General features: G+C 66.6%; 19 protein-coding genes. 12 read left to right on the top strand and 7 right to left on the bottom strand.

The annotated features are described in order from the left end of the window. The first annotated feature begins 14 nt into the window (after nucleotides 1-14). Together ACFC0O_RS45515 and ACFC0O_RS45510 are read left to right on the top strand one after the other, a co-directional pair. Nucleotides 15-1,469 carry a tetratricopeptide repeat protein gene (locus tag ACFC0O_RS45515; protein ID WP_375968622.1) on the top strand — a complete coding sequence of 485 codons (1,455 nt, stop codon included), beginning with the start codon at nucleotides 15-17 and terminating at the stop codon, nucleotides 1,467-1,469. Then, nucleotides 1,466-2,728, top strand: coding sequence for a hypothetical protein (locus tag ACFC0O_RS45510; protein ID WP_375968513.1), 1,263 nt, complete (start codon nucleotides 1,466-1,468; stop codon nucleotides 2,726-2,728). The genes ACFC0O_RS45515 and ACFC0O_RS45510 overlap by 4 nt, the downstream gene beginning before the upstream one ends. Nucleotide 2,729: 1 nt before the next feature. Here ACFC0O_RS45510 and ACFC0O_RS45505 read toward each other — a convergent pair whose 3' ends face one another. After that, on the bottom strand, nucleotides 2,730-3,335 hold the full coding sequence (locus ACFC0O_RS45505; RefSeq protein ID WP_375968512.1) for a TetR/AcrR family transcriptional regulator: 606 nt from the start codon (nucleotides 3,333-3,335) through the stop codon (nucleotides 2,730-2,732). Nucleotides 3,336-3,407: 72 nt separating this feature from the next. Here ACFC0O_RS45505 and ACFC0O_RS45500 point away from each other — a divergent pair, with 72 nt between their 5' ends. The 3 genes from ACFC0O_RS45500 to ACFC0O_RS45490 all read left to right on the top strand — a co-directional run bounded on the left by ACFC0O_RS45500 (nucleotide 3,408) and on the right by ACFC0O_RS45490 (nucleotide 6,784). Continuing rightward, on the top strand, nucleotides 3,408-4,928 hold the full coding sequence (locus tag ACFC0O_RS45500; protein WP_375968511.1) for an MFS transporter: 1,521 nt from the start codon (nucleotides 3,408-3,410) through the stop codon (nucleotides 4,926-4,928). 79 nt (nucleotides 4,929-5,007) lie between these two features. Then, a complete protein-coding gene (locus ACFC0O_RS45495) occupies nucleotides 5,008-6,432 on the top strand; it encodes a DUF1254 domain-containing protein (RefSeq protein ID WP_375968510.1) in 1,425 nt (474 codons plus the stop codon). Between the two features lie 106 nt (nucleotides 6,433-6,538). Continuing rightward, nucleotides 6,539-6,784 carry a hypothetical protein gene (locus ACFC0O_RS45490; protein ID WP_364638660.1) on the top strand — a complete coding sequence of 82 codons (246 nt, stop codon included), beginning with the start codon at nucleotides 6,539-6,541 and terminating at the stop codon, nucleotides 6,782-6,784. A gap of 108 nt (nucleotides 6,785-6,892) precedes the next feature. On the opposite strand, the gene ACFC0O_RS45485 is transcribed toward ACFC0O_RS45490, so the two are convergent. After that, the gene (locus ACFC0O_RS45485; RefSeq protein WP_364638657.1) at nucleotides 6,893-7,546 is read right to left on the bottom strand and encodes a zinc ribbon domain-containing protein; all 654 of its coding nucleotides are present in this window, start codon (nucleotides 7,544-7,546) and stop codon (nucleotides 6,893-6,895) included. A gap of 267 nt (nucleotides 7,547-7,813) precedes the next feature. Between ACFC0O_RS45485 and ACFC0O_RS45480 the strand changes: the two genes are divergently transcribed. Both ACFC0O_RS45480 and ACFC0O_RS45475 read left to right on the top strand, forming a co-directional pair. Next, the gene (locus ACFC0O_RS45480; RefSeq protein WP_375968509.1) at nucleotides 7,814-9,142 is read left to right on the top strand and encodes a serine hydrolase domain-containing protein; all 1,329 of its coding nucleotides are present in this window, start codon (nucleotides 7,814-7,816) and stop codon (nucleotides 9,140-9,142) included. A 73-nt stretch (nucleotides 9,143-9,215) separates the two neighbouring features. Next, nucleotides 9,216-11,378: a heavy metal translocating P-type ATPase gene (locus tag ACFC0O_RS45475; RefSeq protein WP_375968508.1), complete on the top strand. Its 2,163-nt coding sequence runs from the start codon at nucleotides 9,216-9,218 to the stop codon at nucleotides 11,376-11,378. 186 nt (nucleotides 11,379-11,564) lie between these two features. On the opposite strand, the gene ACFC0O_RS45470 is transcribed toward ACFC0O_RS45475, so the two are convergent. The 3 genes from ACFC0O_RS45470 to ACFC0O_RS45460 all read right to left on the bottom strand — a co-directional run bounded on the left by ACFC0O_RS45470 (nucleotide 11,565) and on the right by ACFC0O_RS45460 (nucleotide 14,767). After that, entirely contained in the window at nucleotides 11,565-12,965 is a 1,401-nt protein-coding gene (locus ACFC0O_RS45470; protein WP_375968507.1) for a DUF222 domain-containing protein, read from the bottom strand. Between the two features lie 267 nt (nucleotides 12,966-13,232). Next, a complete protein-coding gene (locus ACFC0O_RS45465) occupies nucleotides 13,233-13,817 on the bottom strand; it encodes a QsdR family transcriptional regulator (RefSeq protein WP_375968506.1) in 585 nt (194 codons plus the stop codon). Continuing rightward, nucleotides 13,814-14,767, bottom strand: a complete 954-nt coding sequence (locus tag ACFC0O_RS45460; protein ID WP_375968505.1) for a patatin family protein — start codon at nucleotides 14,765-14,767, stop codon at nucleotides 13,814-13,816. Before ACFC0O_RS45460 ends, ACFC0O_RS45465 begins: the two co-directional genes overlap by 4 nt. A 101-nt stretch (nucleotides 14,768-14,868) precedes the next feature. On the opposite strand from ACFC0O_RS45460, the gene ACFC0O_RS45455 reads away from it, so the two are divergent. Together ACFC0O_RS45455 and ACFC0O_RS45450 are read left to right on the top strand one after the other, a co-directional pair. Next, the gene (locus tag ACFC0O_RS45455) at nucleotides 14,869-16,032 is read left to right on the top strand and encodes an acyl-CoA dehydrogenase family protein (protein ID WP_375968504.1); all 1,164 of its coding nucleotides are present in this window, start codon (nucleotides 14,869-14,871) and stop codon (nucleotides 16,030-16,032) included. 9 nt (nucleotides 16,033-16,041) lie between these two features. Beyond that, nucleotides 16,042-17,169 (top strand): acyl-CoA dehydrogenase family protein, encoded by a 1,128-nt coding sequence (locus ACFC0O_RS45450; protein WP_375968503.1) that lies wholly within the window; start codon nucleotides 16,042-16,044, stop codon nucleotides 17,167-17,169. 236 nt (nucleotides 17,170-17,405) lie between these two features. On the opposite strand, the gene ACFC0O_RS45445 is transcribed toward ACFC0O_RS45450, so the two are convergent. Further along, nucleotides 17,406-18,026, bottom strand: a complete 621-nt coding sequence (locus ACFC0O_RS45445) for a TetR/AcrR family transcriptional regulator (protein WP_375968502.1) — start codon at nucleotides 18,024-18,026, stop codon at nucleotides 17,406-17,408. 464 nt (nucleotides 18,027-18,490) lie between these two features. Between ACFC0O_RS45445 and ACFC0O_RS45440 the strand changes: the two genes are divergently transcribed. The 3 genes from ACFC0O_RS45440 (at nucleotide 18,491) to ACFC0O_RS45430 (ending at nucleotide 22,854) form a co-directional block, all read left to right on the top strand. Next, the gene (locus tag ACFC0O_RS45440) at nucleotides 18,491-20,332 is read left to right on the top strand and encodes an alkyl/aryl-sulfatase (RefSeq protein WP_375968621.1); all 1,842 of its coding nucleotides are present in this window, start codon (nucleotides 18,491-18,493) and stop codon (nucleotides 20,330-20,332) included. A gap of 159 nt (nucleotides 20,333-20,491) precedes the next feature. Next, on the top strand, nucleotides 20,492-21,913 hold the full coding sequence (locus ACFC0O_RS45435) for a hypothetical protein (protein WP_375968501.1): 1,422 nt from the start codon (nucleotides 20,492-20,494) through the stop codon (nucleotides 21,911-21,913). Continuing rightward, entirely contained in the window at nucleotides 21,910-22,854 is a 945-nt protein-coding gene (locus tag ACFC0O_RS45430; RefSeq protein ID WP_375968500.1) for an ARPP-1 family domain-containing protein, read from the top strand. Before ACFC0O_RS45435 ends, ACFC0O_RS45430 begins: the two co-directional genes overlap by 4 nt. Before the next feature lie 109 nt (nucleotides 22,855-22,963). On the opposite strand, the gene ACFC0O_RS45425 is transcribed toward ACFC0O_RS45430, so the two are convergent. Continuing rightward, nucleotides 22,964-23,344: a hypothetical protein gene (locus tag ACFC0O_RS45425; RefSeq protein ID WP_375968499.1), complete on the bottom strand. Its 381-nt coding sequence runs from the start codon at nucleotides 23,342-23,344 to the stop codon at nucleotides 22,964-22,966. Between the last annotated feature and the right edge of the window lie 18 nt (nucleotides 23,345-23,362).

Raw genomic sequence — 23,362 nt, 5'->3', positions numbered from 1 at the left:
CCGGAGCCGAGGCGATGGCGCGGGGTGAGCTGGGGGAGGCGCTGCGGATATTCGAGACCGCGGTATCGACCGAGACCGGCGATATTCGGGTGTGCGCCATGGTGAACGCGGCCTGCGTGACCGATCAATTGGGTGATCACGCGGGTGCGGCCGAACTGTTCCGGGACGCGCTGGCGCAGATGGGCCCCGATGCGCCGCGCATGCGCCCGGCGGCATTGATCAATATGTCGCAGGCTTTGCAGTTGCTCGGTGACCTGGACGGTGCGCAGGACGCGCTGGAGCAGGCTCGGGAGTTACTGTCGGGCGAGGGCGCGCCGCTGGAGTTGCGGTACGCCTGCCTGGTGTCATTGAGCGCGGTCGCCCTGCATCGGCAGCAGTGGGCGCGCAGTATCGAGATCGCCACCGAATCATTGGACGCGGCAACCCGTTTCGCCCCCGATCAGGTCGGTCATTCGCTGATGAATCTGGCCGCCGCGCATTTCGAGACCGGCCGCTGGGAGCTGGCGGAGGATTTCGCCGGGCAGGCCCTGGCCGCGTTCACCGCCGCCGGTGACGGCGACGGCGTGGCCGAGACGCAGCAGAATCTGGCCGTAATGCACACCCGCACCGGCAGATACGATGCGGCCGAACCGCTGCTCACCACCGCGCAGGAGTACTTCGAGACCTCCGGTCACGCGCATCGCGCCGGAATCGGCTGGAAGGTCATGGGTTTGATCGCCGAACGCCGCGATCGGCCCGAACTGGCGGACGCGCACTATCGGCGCGCACTGCGGCACTTCGAGGAATCCGGCGTCATCGTCGACGCCGCCGATGTGCGCACCCGCCTGGCAACCCTGGCCTTCGCCGCCGGTCGCTACCCGGACGGTGAAGCCGAATTGGCCACCGCCCGAGCCATTTACGCCGAACACGGCCTCGGCCTGCTCTGCGCGCAGGTGGACTTCTGGCATGCGGGCCTGCTCGAGCCCCTGCTCGAAGCCACGCCCGAACTGCTGCCCAGGGCGGTCGACCTGGCCGTGCCCGCCGCACTGGCCCTGGACGCCGTGCGCTACGAACTCCCCGACGGCGCACAGCGCGAGAACTGGAACCGCCGCATGGCCGATCCCGCCATGCGCCTGGCCTTCCGCTTCGGATTCCTCGCCGGTGACGCGACTCTGATCGCCGACCTCATCGAAACCGCCTGCGCCGGAACCACCCTCGATATCGACCGCCTCGCCGCACAACCGAACCACCCCACCCTGGACACCCTCGATCCCCTGGAACCCCTGCCCGCCAACCCCGGTCCCATCAACGACGCTCTGCAACTGGGTAACGCCCTGGCCGCCGTGGCTGCGCGTGCGGGCCTGCCGGTAGCCCTGCCGCCTCGGGTAGCCGTGGCCCCCGACGGCCATATCGCGCTGGCCGCGGCGATTTCCGTCGCCGAACAGCGCTACGGCCGCCCCCTGCGTGACAGCCGGGTGGTGCACTCATGACCGGTCAACCCACGGCCTACGTTCGAATGGCCGATGCCGGGGATCTGTTCATCTCCTGGCGATGGGAGAACGACGGCGGCGCACCGGGAATCGGCGTGGTGCCCGAGGAACAGGTCGTCGCGGCGGTGCGGCGGTTCGCGGCGGCGCTGCCGACCACGGGGGAGGCGGGGCTGCAAGCCGCGCTGACCACGGGCGAATTGGCCACGGTCGCCACGGAGGAGGCGCTGGCCGGATTCCTATCGGCGACCTTCCTGCCGTATCAGCTCGCGGTCCGGCTCTACGAATTGCATGTGGCGGGGGTGCGCCCGCGTATCCGGATCCAGCCGTCGCCCCGGGTGGCGCAGATTCCGTGGGAGTTGATCGCCCCGGATTCCGGTGTGCGACTGGTGGATATCGCCGAGGTGAGCTTGCTCGCGCCGCCGGGCATCGTGCACGCGCCCGCGCGGGTGGGGCGCTCCTGGGCCGATGCGCGAGAGCTGCCCGTCGTCGCGGTGCTGGACCCCCGCGTCCCCGGCTTCCGCGCGGACTCCGCCCTCGGCTCGGTGCTCGGCCGAATGGAGTTGGACGCGCCGCTGACCAAGCTCGTCGCCGAGTACGCGGGACAGGATCGGCTGACGCCCGAGGTCAGTGATCCGGTCGCCGCGTTCCGCCGAACCGATGTGGACCGGGTATGGCTGGGAGAGGCATTGCGAGCGGGCGCGTCTCGGTTGCTCTATATCGGGCACGTGACCGCGGCCGCTCCCGACTCCGGCCAGAGCGAGTCGGCCACAATGCATTTGGCGTGCACGGCGGAAACACTCGGCTTCGCCCCCGCGCAGCGCGATCACCGTCCGCTATCCGCGCGGGATCTGCTGCTGGGCACCTACACCCTGACCGAGGACCCCCGCACCGGCCCGCAACTCTGGCCCATTCCCAGCCGAGTAGCCCTCATCGCCTGCGAGAGCGGCGGCGATCTGCGTTTCGGCGAAGCGCTCGGCCTGGTGGCCGCAATGCTCACCGGCGGAGCGGAATTGGTGACCGCGGGCCGCTGGGCGCTACCGACGGATCTGGCCTTCCAACGCTTCGGCGGCGCGGCCCCGGACAGCCGTCCGCTGCAGGACGCGGTGTGCGCCATCGATACCGCCCACGAGCGTCCCGATCCGGTTGCCGCACTGAATGATTGGCAGCGCGCGCGGCTCGCGGCCTGGCGCGCGAGTGGCGCCGTCGAACATTCGCCCCTGGTCTGGGCGGCCTTCGCCACGGTCGACGCGGGCCGGTAATTCAAGATCGTCGGCGAGCTCGCAGGAAATCGTCGACCACCTGACTGATATCGGCCCGGCTGAAGGTGTGCAGCCCGGTCAGTTTGGTGAAGACGATCGGGCCGATCAGTTGTGCCAGTGCGAGATTCAGGTCGAACTCGCCCAGTTCGGCACGCGCCTCGGCGGTATTCAGCAGTCGGTCGAAGGGCTGGCGATACTGTTCGATCACCCGGTGCTGGAGACTCGTGAAGCTTTGGGACGCAGTGTCTTTCGTCTCGGTTCTACCCATGGCCAGCCAGGCCAGCGTCGCCAGTTGCACCGGCGCGTCGTCGATGAGCGCGGATTGGCGCACGATCAATTCCACCAGCCGGTCCCGCAGCGGGCCGGTGTCCGGCGGCGGTGACACCTGCGGCACCAGCCGTTCGAAGGTCGCCGCCAGCAGTTCGGCGGAGCTGTCGAAATGCCGGTAGAGGGTGGTGCGTGCGACCTTGGACAGTTTGGTCACCGCGTCGATGGTGACCGCCTGCACCCCACCGGTTTTCAGCAGGGTGGTGGCGGCATCGAGCAGTCGGGCCCGCGAGCGCAGCTTGCGCGGATCGATGTCGTCGTCGGGCGTATTCGCTGCCACCGCACCGGTTCCTTTCCGGCGCTACCGGTAGTACCGTAGCGCTACTGTCAGTATCGTTTCTCGGGAGTTGCCATGGTACCCACCGGGCAGGGCACGGCCGTCACCACCAGATTGTCACGCCCGCAACGCTGGATGCTCACGGTGTCCTGCCTGTGCATCGCGCTCGTGGTCGCGGCCATGGCCGCACTGTATTCCGCGCTGCCCGGCATAGCCGCCGATACCGGTGTCACCCAGCAGCAGCTGACCTGGGTGGTCGACGGCTACACCCTCGCCCTGGCCTGTCTGGTGCTGCCCGCGGGCGCGCTCGGCGACCGGCTGGGCAGGCGGGTGGTGCTGATCATCGGAATGGCCGTATTCACGGTGGCTTCCGCGCTCCCGCTGATTTTCGACGGCCCGCTCTGGCTGATCGGAGCCCGCGCGGCCGCCGGTGCGGGCGCGGCCTTCGTCATGCCCTCGACGCTCTCCCTGCTCACCGCCGGATTTCCGGAGGAGCGGCGCGGGCAGGCCGTCGGCGTCTGGGCGGGTGTCGCGGGATCCGGTGGCGCACTGGGCATTATCGGCTCCGGCATCCTGTTGCAATGGCTGCCCTGGCAGTCGGTGTTCGTCGCCATGACCGCCGTCGGCGCGGTACTGCTGGCGGCGGGTTGCACCGTATCGGAATCGATCGATGCCGACCGGCCGCCCCTGGATCCGTGGGGTTCGGTGACCGTCATCGCCGCCGTCGGCGCGATAGTCGTCGCCGCCATGGAGGTTCCGAGCCGCGGCTGGCTCGATCCACCGGTGCTCGGCCTGCTGGCCGGCGGACTGCTCGCCGCGGTGGCCTTCGCCCTGATCGAATTGCGCACCGCGCATCCACTGCTCGATGTGCGGCTGTTCGCCGATCGCGGATTCGCGAGCGGCACACTGTCACTCACCGTGCAGTTCCTGATCTCGTTCGGCCTGTTCATGCTGATCGTGCAGTATCTGCAACTGATCCTCGGCTATTCGCCGCTGGCCTCCTCGCTCGCGCTGGGTCCGATGATCGTTCCGCTGGTGCTGGTTTCGCTCATCGCGCCCATGCTGGCCGACCGCTTCGGCCTGCGCTGGGTGACCCTCATCGGTTTGGCGACGGTCGGCGCGGGCCTGCTCGCCATCTCCCGACTGGATCTGGACAGCGGCTACTGGGGCCTGCTGTGGTCGCTGGTGATCATGAGCACCGGTATGGGCCTGTGCAGTGCGCCCGCCACCGCCGCGATCGTCGCGGGCACACCCGTGGCAAAGCACGGGGTCGCGGCCGCCGTGAATGACGCGGCCCGCGAAATCGGCGCGGCCCTCGGCATTGCCGTCGCGGGCAGCGTGCTCGCGGCCGGATACTCCGGTCGTATCGCGTCCGCTCTGCCCCGGCTGCCGGAAGCGGCGCGCGGCCCGGTCGGCGATTCACTCGCCGCCGCGCTACAGGTGGCCGAGCGCGCGGGTCCGGCGGGCGCACCCCTTGCGGATTTCGCCAAACAGGCCTTCCTGCACGGATTCCAGCAGGCGAGCGTCGCCCTCGGCTGTGCCGGACTGCTGTCCGCCGTCCTCATCGCGGCGCTGGCTCCGGGTGTGCGGCGTTGATTCGGCTACCGTGCCGGGTGCGACAACTCGCCCATTCCGGGTGAATCGAATTCGTTCGCGCGCGTGCGAGCGTAATGCGATGACTACTCGCGGAGTACGTTTTCGACGACTGCTGATCGGCGCGGCCGCCGCCCTGTCCGTGGTGCTGGCGGCCGTGGCATTGAGCGCGTGCGGTAGCGATTCCTCATCTAGCAAGGATTCGGCAACCTCCACCGCCGCACCGTCCGACGATCCCGCGGCCATCGCGGCGGACGCCTACGTCTTCGGCTACCCCCTGGTCCTGATGGACGCCACCCGCGCGTCGGCGGCCTCGGCCAACCACTTCGACCACGCCGAAACCCTGCCCACCCCGGCCGACCGCCAGGTGGTGCGACTGAACCTGGACACGCTCTATTCGCAGGCCTGGCTCGATGTGAAGAACGAGCCGATGATCGTGCAGATACCGGAGATGGACCCGAACCGGTACTGGCTCATGCAGTTCCTGGACGCCTGGACCAATACCGTGCACGATCCCGGCAGCGTCGATCCGCAGCTGAGCTCGGGCGATAAGGGCCCGTTCACCTATGCGATCACCGGTCCGGCGTGGAAGGGGCAGCTGCCCGAGGGCGTCACCCCGCTGCCCATGCCCACCGACACCGTCTGGCTGCTGGGGCGGGTGCAGGTCAACGGTCAGGACGATCTCGCGAACGTGAAGGCCATCCAGGATCAGATGAAGCTGGTGCCACTGAGCCAGTGGCAGAGCGGTAATCACGACAATCCGGGTGGCGGCACTCCCGGTGACAAATCGCAGAATCCGTCGAAGCAGGTCGCGGAGATGGACGGCCCCGCCTTTTTCGACAAGCTGAATCAGCTCATGGTCACCAATCCGCCCGCCGTGGCCGACGCTCCGGCCATGGCACGCTTCGCCAAGATCGGCGTCGCGCCCGGCGCGACGGCGGACAAGGTGTCCGCGGATGTGCTCAACGGTGCGGTCGCGAGCGCGACGAAAACCATAGCGGCCTACCAGAATCCGCAGATGAAGAATGAGAACGGCTGGCAGTTCGCCACCAATGTCGGCACCTACGGCACCGACTACCTGAACCGCGCCAATGTCGCACTGCGCGGTCTGGGCGCGAACCTGCCCAAGGACGCGCTCTACCCGACGGTCTTCAGCACGGCCGATGACAATGGCACGCCGATCCGCTACACCCTGCACTTCCCGGACGGAAAGCTGCCGCCCGCCAAGGCGTTCTGGTCGATCACGGCCTATGACGCCGACAGCTTCCTGATCGACAATCCCGCGAATATCTACGCGGTCGGCCATCAGATCCCGGTGACGAAGAACGCCGACGGTTCGGTGGATATCACCGTGCAGAACGCCGATCCGGGTCCGGCTGTACCGCAGGGCAACTGGCTGCCGATTCCGGCGAGCGGCAAGTTCTCCCTGACCATGCGGCTGTACGCGCCGGACCAGAGCGCCGTCGACGGCAGCTGGCAGCCCCCGGCATTGACGAAAGTCGGCTGACAATCCGATGATCGCCGGGCGTCACACCGACGCCCGGCACCCGACTCCCAGCCGTTTGCCAGGCAACTCCGATGGACCTGTGAGGAATGAGTCGTTCGATAGGTGGATGACTCGTACCGCAGTAGTAGCCAGAATCGCAGCGATCGGCATCTTCGCCGCAGTACCTCTTGCCGCACTGGCGATTCCGGCCAGCGCCGACGCCAATGTCTCGTCTCCCGCCGATATCAGCCGTCCCGGACATCACGGTGACTGGGACCACCACGGCGAGTGGCGGCACCACCACGATCACCCCGGCGACTGGAACCAGAACTGGCCCGGCCTGCCGCCGCTGCCCGGCACCGGCTCCTTCTGACGCTCGACTCCGTGTTGACGCGGAGCTGATCCGAGGCTGATCGCCTAACACCCAAAACCCAGCGCCCCTGCCGAATTCGGGAAGGGGCGCTGTTTTGTGTGTGGACTCCTATTGCGAGCGACCGCAATTCGAGCAGAACGCCGTACCCGCCTGGATCTGATGTCCGCATCCGGTGCAGTGCACCCGCAAATCCAGTGCGGTGCCGCAGGATCCGCAGAAGCGCCCGCCGGTGGTGCTGGCCGCGCAGGTGGGGCAGGTGACCCGGGCCGGGACCGACATATCCTGGTTCTGGGTCCAGTTCTGCTGGTTGGCGGCGTCGCGGAACTGTGAACCGCGCGCTTCGGCCTGCGCCTGCGCCAGCTGATGTGCGGCCATGGGGGAGCAGCGCGTGCACTGGCCGACGTGATCGTTCCAGCAGATGCGCGCGCAGACCCATGAACCGCAGCCCGCGCAGGACCGGAAATCGTCCTTGACCAGGTCGACGGCCTTGGCGAACGCCTTGTCCTTGGTGGCCGAGGCCGAGCCGCCGCTCCAGGTGTTGGAGAAGTCGTCGGCGGCGTTGGAGACCTTGTAGATGGTCTTGGAGTAGTCGCCGAACAGATCTCGCAGCACGCGCAGCACACCGCGTCCGCGCGAGAGGTAGTTCTGCTCGAACGGCGACTTGTACGCGGTGTTGCAGCGATCGCAATGGAACTCCCACTGGAAGCCATTGTCATTGGAATTGTCGGAATACGAGCTGGTGAAGACGACCGGTGCGGTCATGGCGCGGTGATTCCTTTGCGGCTCAGCGGACTACGAACGGACGCGACCGGAGCCCCCCGGACCACGTGTCGTCAGGTTCTTATCGTATGACGTGCGAGGTCCGCAACAGGAGGGACGAATACGGACATCGCTTACGCCCCGAAAACCATGGCCCCGAGAAGCATCGTCCAGGTAAGTCGGGGGTCACGAATCGATAACGGGCCAATTTCGCTGCCGATGTGCCGGACAGGGACTTCGGGAGAGGCGGAATGGGTGTTTCGGACAAGGGTGTTTCGAGCGTGGACAGTCGCTGCCGCGGCGGCGATCACAGCGAGCCTGCTGCTCGTCGGGCAACCGGCCGTCGGGCAACCGGCACAGGCCGCGCCACAGCAGCGGTGCGAGGTGAGCAGCGGGCGCACCCAGCCGACCGCGAAACCGGAAGCGGTCGGGCTGGATCCGGCGGAGTTGCAGCGCGCCGTCGACTTCGCGGCGGACCCGACGCGATTCACCGTGCAGATCTTCCGGAACAACTGCCTCGTCGCGGGCGGGCCGAACAACAAGCGCGCGGGCGGTATGCCGTGGAACCTGTGGAGCAGCACCAAGAGCGTGGTGGCCATGGTCGCCGGTGCGGCCGTGGATGACGGGCTGCTTCGGATCAACAATCCGATCGACGCGTATCTGCCTGCCGGACTGGGTGATTCGGCGCACCGCGCCATCACCGTGCGCAGCCTGCTGACCGAGACCTCCGGGATGCAGGTCGCGGTGGCGTCCGAGGGTGTCACCGGGCTGGTGCAACTCGACCCGAATGTGGTGGCGCAGGCGCTCGCTATGCCCATCGTGCATCCGCAGGGTACGCAGTGGCAGTACAGCCAGCGGGCGGTGGATCTACTGGTGTACGTGGTGCAGCAGGCGGTGCGCGAGGACTTCCAGGCGTATGCGCAGCGGAAACTGTTCACGCCCTTGGGGATTGAGCGCGGTGACTATCACTGGGCGCGGGATCGCAGTCAGAACACGTACGGGTACGCGCATCTGGTGCTGCCGCCGGATGATTTCGCCAAGCTCGGTCTGCTGGTTGCCAATCATGGGAATTGGGCTGGGACGCAGGTGATTTCGGCCGAATACCTGCGTGAGGCCACGACCGGCACCGCCGCCAATGACTGCTACGGCTTCCTGTTCGTGGTGAACGGCCCCGACTGCGGCTCCATCTTCCCCGGTATGCCCGCCGACGCCGTGCAGATGTCGGGAATGATGCGGCAGGACAATACGATTGTGCCCAGTCTCGGGCTGCTGGTGAGCTGGACCGGCGTGACCGTGCCCGGTGGTTCGGTGAGCTTTCCGCACGATGTGCTGCGCGCGCTCACCTTTGCCTTCCGCGATCCGGTGCTCGCCGATCCCGGGCCGTATCAGGATCATCCGGATATCAGCCTGGCCGATCCGATGATCTCCAATCCGGCGGCCACCCTCGCCGCGCTGGGACTGGGGCCGATGGCCTATCCGGGCTGCGGGATGCTGTCGTGCCTGGACAAGCCGCTCGCGCCGCCGGTGTCGGATTGGCCGCCCGGCTGCTACATCGTCGGCTGCTTCGGGACCGATCCGGCGACTCCGGGGATCCGGTAGCGGCGAACAGCTGGAATGACTCGCCGGTCACAACAGACTCGCCAGGTACCCCCCGAGGGTATATGGTCGGGATATGGATCATGACGAGCATGCCGCGCACAAGGACGTGAACCACGCCGGGCACGAGGCGATGAACCACGCCGGAACTGCGGAAATGAGCCATGCCGAGCACGCGGGCATGGCTCATGCCGGGGCGGCGGGCATGGATCACTCGGGCATGGATCACGCCGCCATGGGACATGCCGGGCACGCGGGCATGTCCATGGATGACATGGCGCGCGATATGCGCAATCGATTCCTGGTCGCGCTGGTGTTCTCGCTGCTGGTCATGTTCTGGTCGCCGATGGCCAAGGACATGTTCGGCCTGGATCTGCCGACGCCGTTCGGGCTGCGGCAGGACATCTGGGCGCTCATCCTCAGCCTGCCGGTGATCTTCTACTCGTCGACCATCTTCTTCACCGGGGCGGTCGCCGCGCTCAAGGCGCGCACCCTCGACATGATGGTGCTCGTCGCCGTCGGTATCGGTGCGGGCTGGCTGTATTCGCTGGCCATCACCCTCACCGGTGGCGGCGAGGTGTTCTACGAGGCGTCCACCATGCTGGCCACCTTCGTACTGCTCGGCCACTGGTTCGAGATGCGGGCGCGCGGCGGGGCCAATGACGCCATTCGCGCCCTGCTCGACCTCGCGCCGCCGCAGGCCGTGGTGATCCGCGACGGCCGGGAAGTCGAAATCCCCACGGCCGAAGTGATTGTCGGAGATCTGCTGCTGGTGCGGCCCGGCGCGAAGATCGCCGTCGACGGTGAGGTCGTCGAGGGTGAGAGCGAGGTCGACGAGGCCATGGTCACCGGCGAAAGCCTGCCGGTGCACAAGGAACCCGGGTCGGCGGTCATCGGCGCGACCCTCAACAAGAACGGTGTGCTGCGGGTCCGAGCCACCAAGGTCGGGTCCGACACCGCCCTCGCGCAGATCGTGAATCTTGTTCAGGAAGCCCAGAATTCGAAGGCCCCCGGACAGAAACTGGCCGACCGCGCGGCATTCTGGCTGGTGCTGGTCGCATTGATCGGCGGCGCACTGACTTTGGGCGTATGGCTGCTCGCCGGGGCGACATTCGCCAAGGCCATGCTCTTCGCCATCACCGTCGTGGTCATCACCTGCCCCGACGCCCTCGGGCTGGCGACGCCGACCGCCATCATGGTCGGCACCGGACTGGGCGCGAAACGCGGTGTGCTGTTCAAGAACGCGATGGCGCTGGAGAGCGCGGCCCGCATTCAAACGGTCGTCATGGACAAGACCGGGACGCTCACCAAGGGCGAACCCGAGGTCACCGAGATCGTCACCGACGGGGTGATCAGCGCGGAGGAATTGATCCCGCTGCTGGCGGCCGTGGAACGCGAATCCGAACATCCGCTCGCCGAGGCGGTCGTGAACTATGCCGAGGGACACGGCGCGAATGGTGAACGCGCACAGGACTTCGAGAACGTTCCCGGCCACGGTGCGATCGCCACTGTGAACGGGCGTCGCGTCGTGGTGGGCAATCGTCGCCTGCTGGAGCGCGAAGGCATCGAGCTCGGCGAGCTGGCCGCCGCACGCGATCGCGTCGCGGGAGCAGGGCAGACTGCGGTACTCGCGGCCGTGGACGGGAAGGCCGCGGCGGTCATCGGTATCGCGGACGCGGTGCGCGAAACCTCTGCTCGCGCAGTGCAAGACCTGCACGATATGGGTGTCGAGGTGGTCATGCTGACCGGTGACAACCAGGCCACCGCGGAACGCATCGCAGCCGAACTCGGCATCGACACGGTGATCGCCGAAGTTCTGCCGGGTGACAAGTCCGACCGGATTGCCGAATTGCAGGCCACCGGAAAGAAAGTCGCCATGGTGGGGGACGGGGTGAATGACGCGCCCGCGCTTGCCCGGGCTGATCTCGGCATCGCGATCGGTGCTGGGACCGACGTGGCGATCGAGACCGCGGATTTGGTTCTGATGCGGTCTGATCCGCTCGATGTTCCTACCGCGCTTCGCATCGGTCGTGGAACGCTCCGGAAAATGCATCAGAACCTTGCCTGGGCGGTTGGTTACAACACCATCGCTCTTCCCATTGCCGCGGGCGTCTTCGAGCCTGCTTTCGGGTTCACGCTTCGGCCGGAGATCGCGGCGCTTTCCATGTCCGGGTCCAGTGTCATCGTGGCTTTGAATGCTCTATCGCTCAAGCGGTTGCGCCTTCCGGCGCAGCGATGATCGGAAGACAAGAGAAGAACAAAAGAATAAAGAACAAAAGATAAAAGACGCCTGGACAAGAAGAAAAGAAGGCCCGAAGGGCCTCGAGACACCGGCATGGAGCCGTACGGACTTGGCAAAAGCCGTGCGGGACATGCCTGTAGGACCGGCAGGAGGGCTCCTGACGGTGGAGGCAAGTGGTGGAAGCTATTGCCGGGCTGGGCAAGCCGGGCGAGGCAATACCCAGGGTCGCTGACGCATCCGCGTCGGCACACAGGCCCGAGAGGGGCGAGCAAGCAGTGGTGGCGCGGGCGGGGCGGTGGCCATCAACTCGTCCGGGTGATGAAGGTGGTTCACCTTCGGTGTCCGAGTCGGGTCGATGTGCGCGGGCGCAATCCACGCGGTGCGCCCCGCGAAGGCCGAATCCTTACCGAGCTTGATCGTTGTCCACCCCGTCGGGGTGTCGTTCACCAGAGCGTGGCAGTGATCGCAAGCCAGGGTGAGATTATCGATATCCGTGGGGCCGCCCTTGACGTACTCGGTGACGTGGTGCACGGCGGCCATGCTCGCGGGTGCGGTGCAGCCCGGGCGGGTGCAACCCCGCTCGGTGGCGATCAGCGCCATGCGCTGTGCCGGGTTGGCCAGGCGGGCTTCCCCGATGTGCAAGGGCATCGCGTTGCCGTCGGTGACGACAGAGAACGTCTTGCTCTTGCGCGCGGCCATTTCCAACGCGACCGCGACCGGCACGGTCCCACCGGTGGCGGTGGTCGCCACTCCGGCGGCGCGCTCCACATCGGCGATGGACATGGTCAGGATCGTGGTCACCGGGAGCCCACGGTGTGAGCCCAGGTGGGCGGGGTTGAAGTCGGGGTGCAGGAGCGCGAACAGCGCATCGTGCTGACGCTGCACGGTCGTGCGGGTATCCCGTGCGGCAGCGGCCTTCACGACCTCTGGATCGAGCTTGTCATCCACCACGAACGGGCTCTCGGGATCAGCCGGGTTGCACAGGCCGGGCCGGGCGAGCTTGGCCAAGACCGCATCCATCGCGGCGCGTGCTTCGGGAGTCAACACCACAGTCATGGTGGACATCAGGTCGAACCCTTGGGGGCTCAACCGCATACTGCGCATACGGGCACGGTCGGTGTCGTCGGTGAGGGTGCCATCGGGGTCGAGGTGTCCGAGGATCCGGTCACCGATCTTGGGGAGCTGGTTCGGGTTCAGCGCACGAGCATGCCGCGCGAGGTGCTCTTCGGCCAGCGCCCGGTCTTCCGCGGTGACCTTGTTGGGGAGTCGGTCCATGACCTGCCGGATAACCCGGACGTGGTCGAGGCCGATCGCGCCTTCTTCTTGTGCCAGTGCGGTGTTCGGCAGTATCGGTGCCGGGATGGAGATTTCGGCGTTGTCTCCGACGCGGGGCCAGATGGCTGCTTGTTCGGCGCAGTGCCAGCGGTTCAGCGCGTCCCCGTGTGAGATCCGCAGTGTCTGTTGCAGGAACAGTGCGACCGAGCCTGCTCCGGCGCGCTTGGGCAGTGACCGCGAGCAGGTCTGCACTACCAAATCGAGTTTCATCGCGTCGAGTTTGCGGGTGGCGGTTTCGATCTGCTGCATCAATTCGACAATGTCGTTGTCCGACACCGGAATAAGCGGCTGAGAGGTCAGGGTGTCGATCGCAGCGGAGAGCGCTGATGCACTCTCCGTGATTGCGATTGTCTCCCCTGAATTCATATCCCTATTCTACTCCCGCAAAACCGACCTAGAAAGTCGAATTACGTTGTGATATAAGGATATTCAGAATTCTTACCCTTTCATTTTCGGTCTGTGTGATGTCGAGATCGACGTTCTCACGGGCTCGAGGATCAGGAAGCGGTGCCGGTCTCAGGTGCGCAGTAGTGCGGCCTGTACCTGGCGCAGGCGGTCCACGTCGCCGCGGAATCCGGCTACGGCGTCGTTGTAGAGGAATGCCTCCCACAGTCGAACCAGCGCGTATGCCAAGGTGTTTCGCTCGATCGGGGGTTCGTAGCCCTGTGCCTGCGCCTTGTCGATGAGCTGTTCCACGATCGCCACCGCTGCCGGATGGACCACGCCGTCACTGCGGGTGATCAGGCGGAGTGCCGCAGTGGATTCGTTGTCGAAGTAGGTGCGCAGGGAGTCGTCCTCGACCAGCCAGTGGATGGTGTGGTCGAGGATCTCGTTCAGGCGCTGCCCGCCCTCGGCTCGGCAGCGTTTGTCGGCGTGCGCGACCATGCGTTCCAACTGCCGGGCGATGGCCGCGCCGAGCAGTCCGTCGCGGGATCCGAACCAGCGGTAGATGCTGGCCCGGCCCACCCCGAGTTGGGCGGCAATGGCATTCACGTCCAGGCGTTTTCCGGCCAGGAACATATCGATGGCGGCCCGGAGTACATCGTCTCGACTGGCCGATGCCGGCCGTCCCGGTGCTCGTGTCCCCTCCGCGCGCGTCACGCCGAAAGCATAGGTGTCAGATATGGCGACAGGGTGCGGGCGGTGACCGCGCGGCCCAGGCTGAGCGCTTCGCGCAGTAGCGCCGGATCGCGATTGGTGCGGCCGATGGCGGGTGCGGTGTGCGGCGGGCGGATCTGGAGTACGGCCGGATCGGTGGCGAAATCGGCCTCGTCGCGGTGGTGCTGCTGTACTCGGCCGAGCCACGGGTCGACGGTGCCGGGTGCGTGCCGGGCCAGGTAGCGCGCGACCACCCTGCTCTCCAGAGCCGAAGGCGCGCTCATGTTCTCGTCCTCGCGGCGGGTGCGCAGCACCAGCACCCGGGTCGCGCCCTGTGCCAGCGCGGTTCGGATGGGCACCGATTCGGAGATTCCGGCGTCCACGTAGCGGTGCGCGCCGATGCGGACCGGCCGCCCGGCCAGGATCGGCAGGCAGGTGGAGGCGCGCAGCGCGGCTTGCACCGAGGCGCTGTCTGTCAGTTCGGGGTGTAGGTCGACGGCCGCGCCGGTGTCGGCGTCGGTGGCGATCGGATGGAAGGTGACCGGATTGGCCAGGATCGCCGGGAAGTCCATCGGCACGATGCGCTCGTACACGGTGTGCACCAGATATTCGGTATCCACCACGCGTCCGCCGCGCAGCGCTCGCGCGGGGGAGATGACCCGGTTGATGACCTCGGGATGCCAGGCCCGTTCGGAATTGCGGGCGCGTCCGCACAGCAGCCAGGCCGCGTTCAGCGCGCCCGCCGACGCGCCGTAGACCGCGTCGAAGCAGTGCAGGACGCCCAGCTCCTCGATGGCCATGGCCATACCGTGCGAGAACGCGCCGCGTGAGGAGCCGCCCTCGATGACCAGGGCGAGTCGATGCCCATCGGTGCGTGCTCCGGGTGCGCTGTCCGCGCGGTGGCGGTGGGCGATGAGCTCTCCGACTCCGAGGGTCTGGTCCTGCTCCGGCATGGGTCCCCTTTCGTGGCCTCCCGAGTCTACGAGAGCTATTTGAGACATTGAATAGTCTGTGTATCATATCCGGCGCTACCCGAAGACATTGGAGGCCAAGCATGAAATTGGCGCTCACCGAGGACGAGCTCGCCTTTCGTGATGAACTGCGCGCGTTCTACCGGAGCGAAATCCCCGCCGACATTCGCAATCGCAACCGGCACGGACAGGAGCTGAGCCGGGACGATGTCGTCACCACCCAGCGCATCCTGAACGCGCACGGGCTGGCGGTGCCGAACTGGCCGGTCGAATGGGGCGGCCGGGACTGGACGCCCGTGCAGCGGCACCTCTGGCATGAGGAAATGCAGCTGGCCTCGGTACCGGAACCGCTCACCTTCAACGCGAATATGATCGGCCCGGTCATCGCGCAATTCGGCTCGCAACAGCTGAAGGAACGCTTCCTCGCGGCCACCGCCAACCTCGATATCTGGTGGTGCCAGGGCTTTTCCGAGCCCGAGGCGGGTTCGGACCTGGCCTCGCTGCGCACCACCGCGGTGCGCGACGGTGACTCCTACATCGTCAACGGCCAGAAGACCTGGACCACCCTGGCCCAGTTCGCCGACTGGATCTTCTGCCTGGTGCGCACCGATCCGGACGCGCCCAAGAAGCAGGCGGGCATCTCCATGCTGCTGTTCCCGCTGGACACCCCCGGCGTGACCGTACGGCCCATCGAGCTCATCGACGGTACCCACGAGGTCAACGAGGTCTTCCTGGAGAACGTCCGGGTGCCCGCGGAAAACCTTGTCGGACAGGAGAATCAGGGCTGGACCTACGCCAAATTCCTGCTCGGCAACGAACGCACCGGTATCGCCGCGGTCGGGCAGACCAAGGTGCGCCTGTGGCTGGCCAAGGAACAGGCCCGCGCCACCCGGCTCGGCGCGCACACCCTGCTCGACGATCCGGTCTTCGCCACCCGGCTGGCCGAACTCGAAAACGAGCTGCTGGCACTGGAATTGGTGCAGCTGCGGGTGGCCTCCGGCCCCTCGGACGGTAAGCCCAACCCGGTCTCCTCGATTCTCAAACTGCGCGGCACCGAACTACAGCAGGCCGTCACCGAACTGATGGTCGATATCGCCGGACCGGATTCGGTTGTGCGCGAAGGGGATACCCCTGACACCGCGCGCCGCAGCACCGCCACCTACCTGAACTATCGCAAGACATCGATCTACGGGGGATCGAACGAGGTGCAGCGCAATATCATCGCCTCGACGATCCTCGGATTGTGAGGCAGCGTAATGGATTTCGATCTGACCACCGAACAGGAAATGCTGCGCGACACCGTGCGTGACATCCTGGCCCGCGGCTACAGCCCGGAAGCCCGCACCCGGATCACCGATACCGAACTCGGCTGGGACCCGCAGCTCTGGCAGACCTTTGCCGAGGTCGGACTGCTCGGGCTCACCTTCGCCGAAGAGGACGGCGGTATGGGGGCCGGACCGCTGGAGGCCATGCTGGTGCTCACCGAGATCGGCCGCAAACTCGCCCCGGAACCACTGCTGGACTGCGCACTGCTGCCCGGCGGGCTGATCGCCGCCGTCGGCTCGGACGCACAGCGTAAAGGGTTGCTGCCCAAGGTCGCCGAGGGCGATCTGCGGCTCGCCTTCGCGCACGCCGAATCGGGTGTGCGCTGGCCGTCCGCCGAACTCACCACCCAGGCCGTCCAGCACGGTGACGGCTGGCAGATCACCGGTGTCAAACATCCGGTGGCGCACGGTGATTGCGCGGATCTGCTGATCGTCAGCGTCGCGCTCACCGACGGTGGCATGGGGCTGTTCCTGGTCGACCCCGCCGATCCGGGCGTGCGACGCACCACCTACCGCACCCATGACGGATTGCGCGGCGCGACAATCGAATTCGAGGGTGCGACCGCCGAACCCCTGGGTTCGGTGACCGATGTCTCCGATCCCATCGAGGCCGCGCTGGCCGGTGCGCAGGCCGCGCTCTGCGCCGAAGCGGTCGGCGCGATGGAGGAGTCGCTGCGGCTCACCGCCGAATATCTGAAGACCCGCAAGCAATTCGGCGTTCCGCTGCGCGCATTCCAGGCCCTCACCCAGCGTGCCGCCGATATGTACGTCTCGCTGGAACTGGCGCGCGGCATGAGCATGTACGCGTCCATGTCGCTGGCGGACGGCATCACCGATCCGGTGGTTGCCTCGCGTGCCAAATTGCGCGTTGGCCGCTCCGCGCGGCATATCGGGCAGGAGGCCATTCAGCTGCACGGCGGCATCGGTATGACGGCGGAGTATCCGGTCGGCCACTACACCGCCCGGCTCACCGCCATCGAGCACACCCTCGGTGACTCCAGCGATCACCTGCGCCGCCTCGGCGAGTACGTCGGCGACTACCAGATGGTCGAAATCTGACGATGTGACTGGCCGGTGTGGGTGCGGAACAGTGTGTGTCCGGATGCTTGCTGGACGATTGCTCGAGTCCTTACGGTGAAGGCGACGCAGTGATCGAACGAAAGCGAGGATGCCGCAATGAATTTCCCGATCATCAACCTCGGATCCGCCACCCTGGATTTGGCGAGCACCATCACGAGTGTGCTCGCCAATATCACCTACCTGTTGCAGTCCTGGGGTTCCATGTAATCGGACGCTCAGTCGGAGTCGTTGCCGGACAACAGGGTTCGTAGAGCACGCGTAATGGCGTGCGAGGCGGCGCGCTGGGAGAGCCCGCGCCGGTCGACCAGCTGGTGCCGATACGCCCAGCCCACCGTGGCCTCGATCAGATCGAGTAGTTCACGATCCTGCGTACCGTCCCGATTCAGCTCGGCAGCGAAGATCCGCGCCAGACCGGCGCGGATCTTGCCGTCGGTCAGCCGCATTCGCTCATCGATAGCGGTAATGGACGGCGACTCCAGCAGGCCGAGCAGGCGTGGGGTGCGCTGATGTGCGAAGACGATCGCGCTCTGTTCGACCACCGCCGCGATCCGCTCATCCAGCGGCAGGCTCGGATCGGGTGCGACCACCAGTGATTCCACCAGTTCGGACTGTGCGTCCACGGCCGCCACCCGGAGGTCCTCGCGACCCGGGAAATGCACGAAGATACTGCGTTCGGACACGCCCGCGCGGTCCGCGATGTCCTTGGTGGTCGGTGCGTAACTGCCGTCCTTGAGGGCCGCGAGCAGCGCCTCCACGATCGCCTTGCGGGTCTGCTCCGGATTGCGCCTGCGGCGGCGCTCCCCGCTCGGGTGGCGCTCGGTGGTGCCCTCGCTCATCTCTGCATCCGATCACATGGGCTTCCGTCGACCTACGCAGGGTCGGGGGAGCATTTCGGCCATTGCTATTGCAGTCTAACTGCAATAGTGGTTAGGGTGGCAGTGCGCGGCAAACGCTGAAGAAACCATAGAAGGCGTTCTCAATGCCGTGAACTAATCGTTATGGCGAAATTGGCGAACACATAGCTATCGGCTGCTTGGCTGGTTTGCGGTGCGCGCTAACGGAAGATCGAGGAGACGGCGTGGTCGACGGCAATCCGACAAAGGGCGCGGGTAATCAGGACAACGGCGCCGCCCGGGTATCCCGGCGCGGCATGCTCGGCGTCGGCGCGGCCGCACTGGCCGCGGTCGGCGTCGGCGGTGCCCTCACCGCGTGCGGCTCTTCGGACGAGGTGAATCCGTCCACCACCCAGACCGAGCCCACCGATGCCATCGCGGCGGCGAACAAGAAGGTCACCCAGACCATGCCGTTCGACGACACCACCGATTTCGCCGACGCGGACCACGGGTTCATCGAGGCGTTGCAGCCCGGCGTCATCAAGGACGACAAGGGCAAGGTGGTCTGGGATACCGACTCCTACGGCTTCCTGCAGGGCACCTGCCCGTCCTCGGCCAATCCGAGCCTGTGGCGGCAATCCCAGCTCACCGTCAAACAGGGTCTGTACGAGATCGCGCCCGGCTTCTACCAGGTACGCGGCCTGGATCTGTCGAATATGACGCTCATCGAGGGCGATACAGGCGTCATCGTGATCGACCCGCTCATCTCCAATGAGACCGCTGCCGCGGGGCTGGCGCTGTATCGCAAGCATCGCGGCGACAAGCCGGTGACCGGATTGATCTACACCCACGCGCACGTCGATCACTTCGGCGGTTCGCTCGGCGTCACCACCCGCGAGGATGTGGCCGCGGGCCGCTGTCCGGTGGTCGCGCCGTCCGGTTTGCTGGAACACGCTGTCGCGGAGAACATTTACGCGGGCACCGCCATGTCGCGCCGCGCCGCGTACATGTACGGCGCGGCGTTGCCGCGCGGGCCGAAAGGACAGATCGGCGCGGGCCTGGGGCAGACCACCTCGGTCGGCACCGTCAGCCTGATCGATCCGACCGTGAACATCACCGCGACCGGACAGCAGGAGACCATCGACGGTGTTCGCATGGTGTTCCAGATGACACCGGGCACCGAAGCGCCGTCGGAGATGAACTTCTACTTCCCCGACCGCCGCATCCTGTGCATGGCCGAGAACGCCACGCACACCCTGCACAACCTGCTCACCCTGCGCGGCGCGCTGGTGCGTGATCCGCACGTGTGGTCCAAGTACCTCACCGAATCCATCAATCTCTATGCGCGCCAGTCCGATATCGTCTTCTCCTCTCATCACTGGCCGATCTGGGGCACCGACAAGATCGTGGAATATCTTTCCGCGCAACGGGATCTGTACGGATACCTCAATGACCAGACCCTGCGAATGCTCAACACCGGCATGGTCGGCAGTGAGATCGCCGAGGCCATGCGGATGCCGCCCGCGATCGAGAAAGCCTGGTACTCACACGGTTACTACGGATCGGTCAGCCACAATGTGAAAGCCATCTATCAGCGGTACATGGGTTGGTTCGACGGCAATCCCGCGCACCTGTGGGAGCATCCGCCCGTCGACAACGCCAAGCGGCACGTCGATGCCATGGGCGGTGCGAACGAAGTGCTGAAGAAGGCCCAAAAGGCTTATGACGACGCCGATTTCCGCTGGGCCGTGCAGTTGCTCAACTACGCGATCTTCGCCGACGCGAACAACAAGAAGGCGAAAGACCTGCAGGCCAGCGCATTCGAACAGCTGGGCTACGGTTCGGAGAACGCCACCTGGCGCAACTTCTACCTCTCCGGGGCGTACGAACTGCGCAACGGGTCCTTCGGCACGCCCACCGCGGCCAATTCCAAGGGCCTGCTGGCGGCGCTCACCGTGGATCAGGCGTTCGACGCCATCTCGCTGTTCGTCAACGGCCCCAAAGCCTGGGACACCCACCTGGTCACCGACTGGAAGTTCAGCGATCAGCAGGACAAGGTGCATCGCGCCGAACTGCGCAACGGCGTGCTGGTGCACTACGACCGCTGGCCGGACGACGGTCTGCCCGCACCCGACGCGACCGTCACCCTCACCCGTGGCGGATTCATTCAGAACATGGTCGGTGGCGGCAATATGCAGGACGCGGTCGCCAAGGGCGACATCAAGATCGACGGCAATGCCGCCGCTCTCATTCAGATGAAGGGACTGTTCGACAAGCCGGATCCCGGCTTCGCCATCGTCACCCCATAGACCGGATTCGCGGCGCGTCCCCCCATCCGTGCCGCGAATCCCATTGCGGGGCCCTGCCGCCGACCGTCCGGCAGGGCCCCGTTTCCATCTCCGCCAAACCCGCTGGGGTCCAAGGAAAATCAGTGGATTGTCAAGTGTGAGGTTCCCTACCCTCGAATAGTGAACACCGCAACCCTGCTGGACCACCTCCGCACCCACAGCATGCCCCCGGCGCTGTCCCGCGCCGGTGTTCTGACCTGGGATGACGCGGAATTCCACCGCACCGCATACGATTCCGACCCCGAGACCTACGTGTTGCTGGCCCTGACCCCGGGCGTCCACGAGCACCAGCGCGCCCGCGTTCTGCTCCAGATGCTGTCGGCCGGCCGTGCCGGGATCGATCAGCACACCCGGGTGACCCTCGACAAGGCAACGCGCGCACTGCTTTTCGCACTCGCGCCGAACCACGTCATCACGGTCTTGCTGGCACTGCGGCAGCGCCGCGTCAACCATAAGCACGTCACCCGGGCCATCCTCACTTTCATCCTCGATCATCCGGACGCCGAACTCCTCATCGCCGCCCGCCGTCCCGCCCTGCGCGACTGCTTCGAGCACGCGCTCGGCAAGGCGACGGCGCGGGGGTGTGTGCGCGAGATCGCCGGTGGCTCGGAGTCGCATCGAAAGCTGCTGCGGTTCAGTGCAAATCCGGCCGTCGCGGTCGAACGGGTGCGCCAGCTGTACGCGCCCAGCACCCACGGCGTGCCCGTGCTGGCCGAACCCATCGCGCCATTGGAGCCGACGCGTCATCGCGAGCCGATCGTCACCGTGACCAATCGCGGCGATATCGCGGCCACCCTGGTGCACGCGTACCGAGGCGACGCGAGTCCCGAATTGCGTTCCGCCCTGGCCGGTTACGTATCGGCCGCGACGGACGGCCTCCCGCGTCTGGCCGCGAATGTGGCGCTGGTGCTGGACACCTCGGACTCCATGCGCGGCTACGGCGAGCGCGAATGGGCCCTGCTGTCCCAGGCCGAAGCGTTGCGCCTGGTCCTGGCCCGGCTCTGCGACAACCTCACCGTCATCGAGGCGGGCGCGGCCCAGACCGGTCCGACCGACCTGGCCACCGCCCTGCTCGACGCCCTTGCCGGACGACCCAGCCGAGCGGCCTTCGCGGACACGACTACACGGTCCGTCGAGTCGGGTACGTCCATGCCCTTGGTCGAATCGGTAACGGCCACACGGGCGGCGACCTCGGTTGCGGCACGGGACGCCGGGGCATTGGCGGCGGGTGGGCCGGATCTCGTGGTGATCGTGACCGACGGGTATGAGAATCGGCTGCCGGGGGATTTGGCTCGGGTGGTGGCGACGCTGCCCCGGGTCGGGGTGCGGACGCCGATCGTGCTGTGCCAGAGCACGTTCACGGGGCGGGACGAATTGTCGCTGCGGGATCCCGCGCCCGCGCTGCCGCATCAGCGGTGCTGGCATCAGGACGATTTCGCGGCGCTGCTGCCGTGGATGTTCGTGCGGTGCCCGGCCGGGAAGGACTGGGTTCTCGCCGCGGCCCGGGCGTTCCTGGACGGGCGGGAAGGAGTGAGGACATGAACCGACTCGATACGCTCGTACACGCGCCGGTCGATCTGAGCGGGTACCGGTTGGGTGCGCCGCAGCAGGCGGGGGCGCTCACCATGGTGCCGATCCACGGACCGGAGCGGCCCGGCATCGTGCCGCCGCGCTCGGGATTGAAGCTCAACCGCGTGGTGGGATATGGCAGTGTGGAGCTGCACAATGGCGCGCCCGCGGGCGTGGCCATCGTGCCGCTGCACATCGGATACATCCAGGAGGGTGCGCAGAATCACGCGCTGTGCTCGGCCGCGCTCATGGGTGCGGGGCAGACCCGGCTGTTCGACGATGCCTGCTGCGTGCAGGCCGCGCAGGGCGGCTACCTCGAGGCGCGCGATCAGTGGTTCTTCGTACTGCCGCTCGAATTGCGTGCCCGGGCACTGGAATTGCGCGGGAAGCCGGGCTATTCCAAGCTGTGGCAGGATATTTCGGCGGTGAACGCGCGCTACCGGCTGCCCGCGCGCGGACATCTGGAGCAGTTGCTCACGCGTAAGCGCGCGGTGCTGACCCAGTTCCGCAGTCGGCTGGAATTGCTGCCCGGTCAACTCGGCGCGCTGTTCTTCGTCGACGGCAGGTTCGCGGGCCTGGAGATCGCGCCCGATCCCCGGTACTTCGCCGAAATGTGGATGCCGCTGGTGTGTTTCGCGTACGGCGTCGCCGCCTGGCACGCCGAGCCTGAGCGCACCGAGGCCGAGCCGTTCGAGGTGGACAGCCTGGCCGCGCTGCGCGCCGAACTCACCCGCGCGCGTGAACGCCGGGCGGATGAGGTGCTGTCCTGGATGCCCGCACCCGCGCAGGTGCGGCTCACCGAGGAGGAGCGCTACCTGGACCTGCGCCTGCACACCGTGACCGGCGGCGGCCTCACCGGCCAGCTGGTCGTCGAGCACGACCGGCCGGTGTACGCCTCCCTGTTCGAGGCCTGATTTAAATGGATTGCGCCACAACCGAATACGAGATTGAATAGGTACTACGGGAACTGAGCCGGGCACGGCGGGAACCAGCTTCATTCCAGATGAAGAAAAAACTCGCCTGTTAAGCGAATAGCCGACCCGCCATCGCGCCGGCCGCCTGTCCCGTTCCTACCGGGCGATTCCCCGGCGCGGCCACACCGCGCTGGGGAATTTGCCGTACCGCGTCACTGAAGAGCAGATACTCCGCCGGTGGTACGCACACCTCGCGATAGGGCTGGCGCGGCTCCACCCGTCGTTGCGGCCCGGGTATCACCACCCCGTGCCGCAATTCCTCGCCCTCGGGTTCGTCCCCCGCCTCCTGCGCGCGCACCCAGCTGCGCATGGCATTGGACGCCAGGCTGGGCAGATATTCCACCGCCCGCTCCCACTCCAGACCCTGCACCTGCGTCGGGTCGCTGACCGCTGTGACGACGACGGCGTAGGCCGTATTGATGTCCGTCATGCGGATTCACCCCTGTTC

The sequence above is a fragment of the Nocardia sp. NPDC056100 genome (assembly GCF_042266325.1).
Classification (GTDB): Bacteria; Actinomycetota; Actinomycetes; order Mycobacteriales; family Mycobacteriaceae; genus Nocardia.
This window is presented reverse-complemented; position numbering and strand designations above follow the sequence as displayed.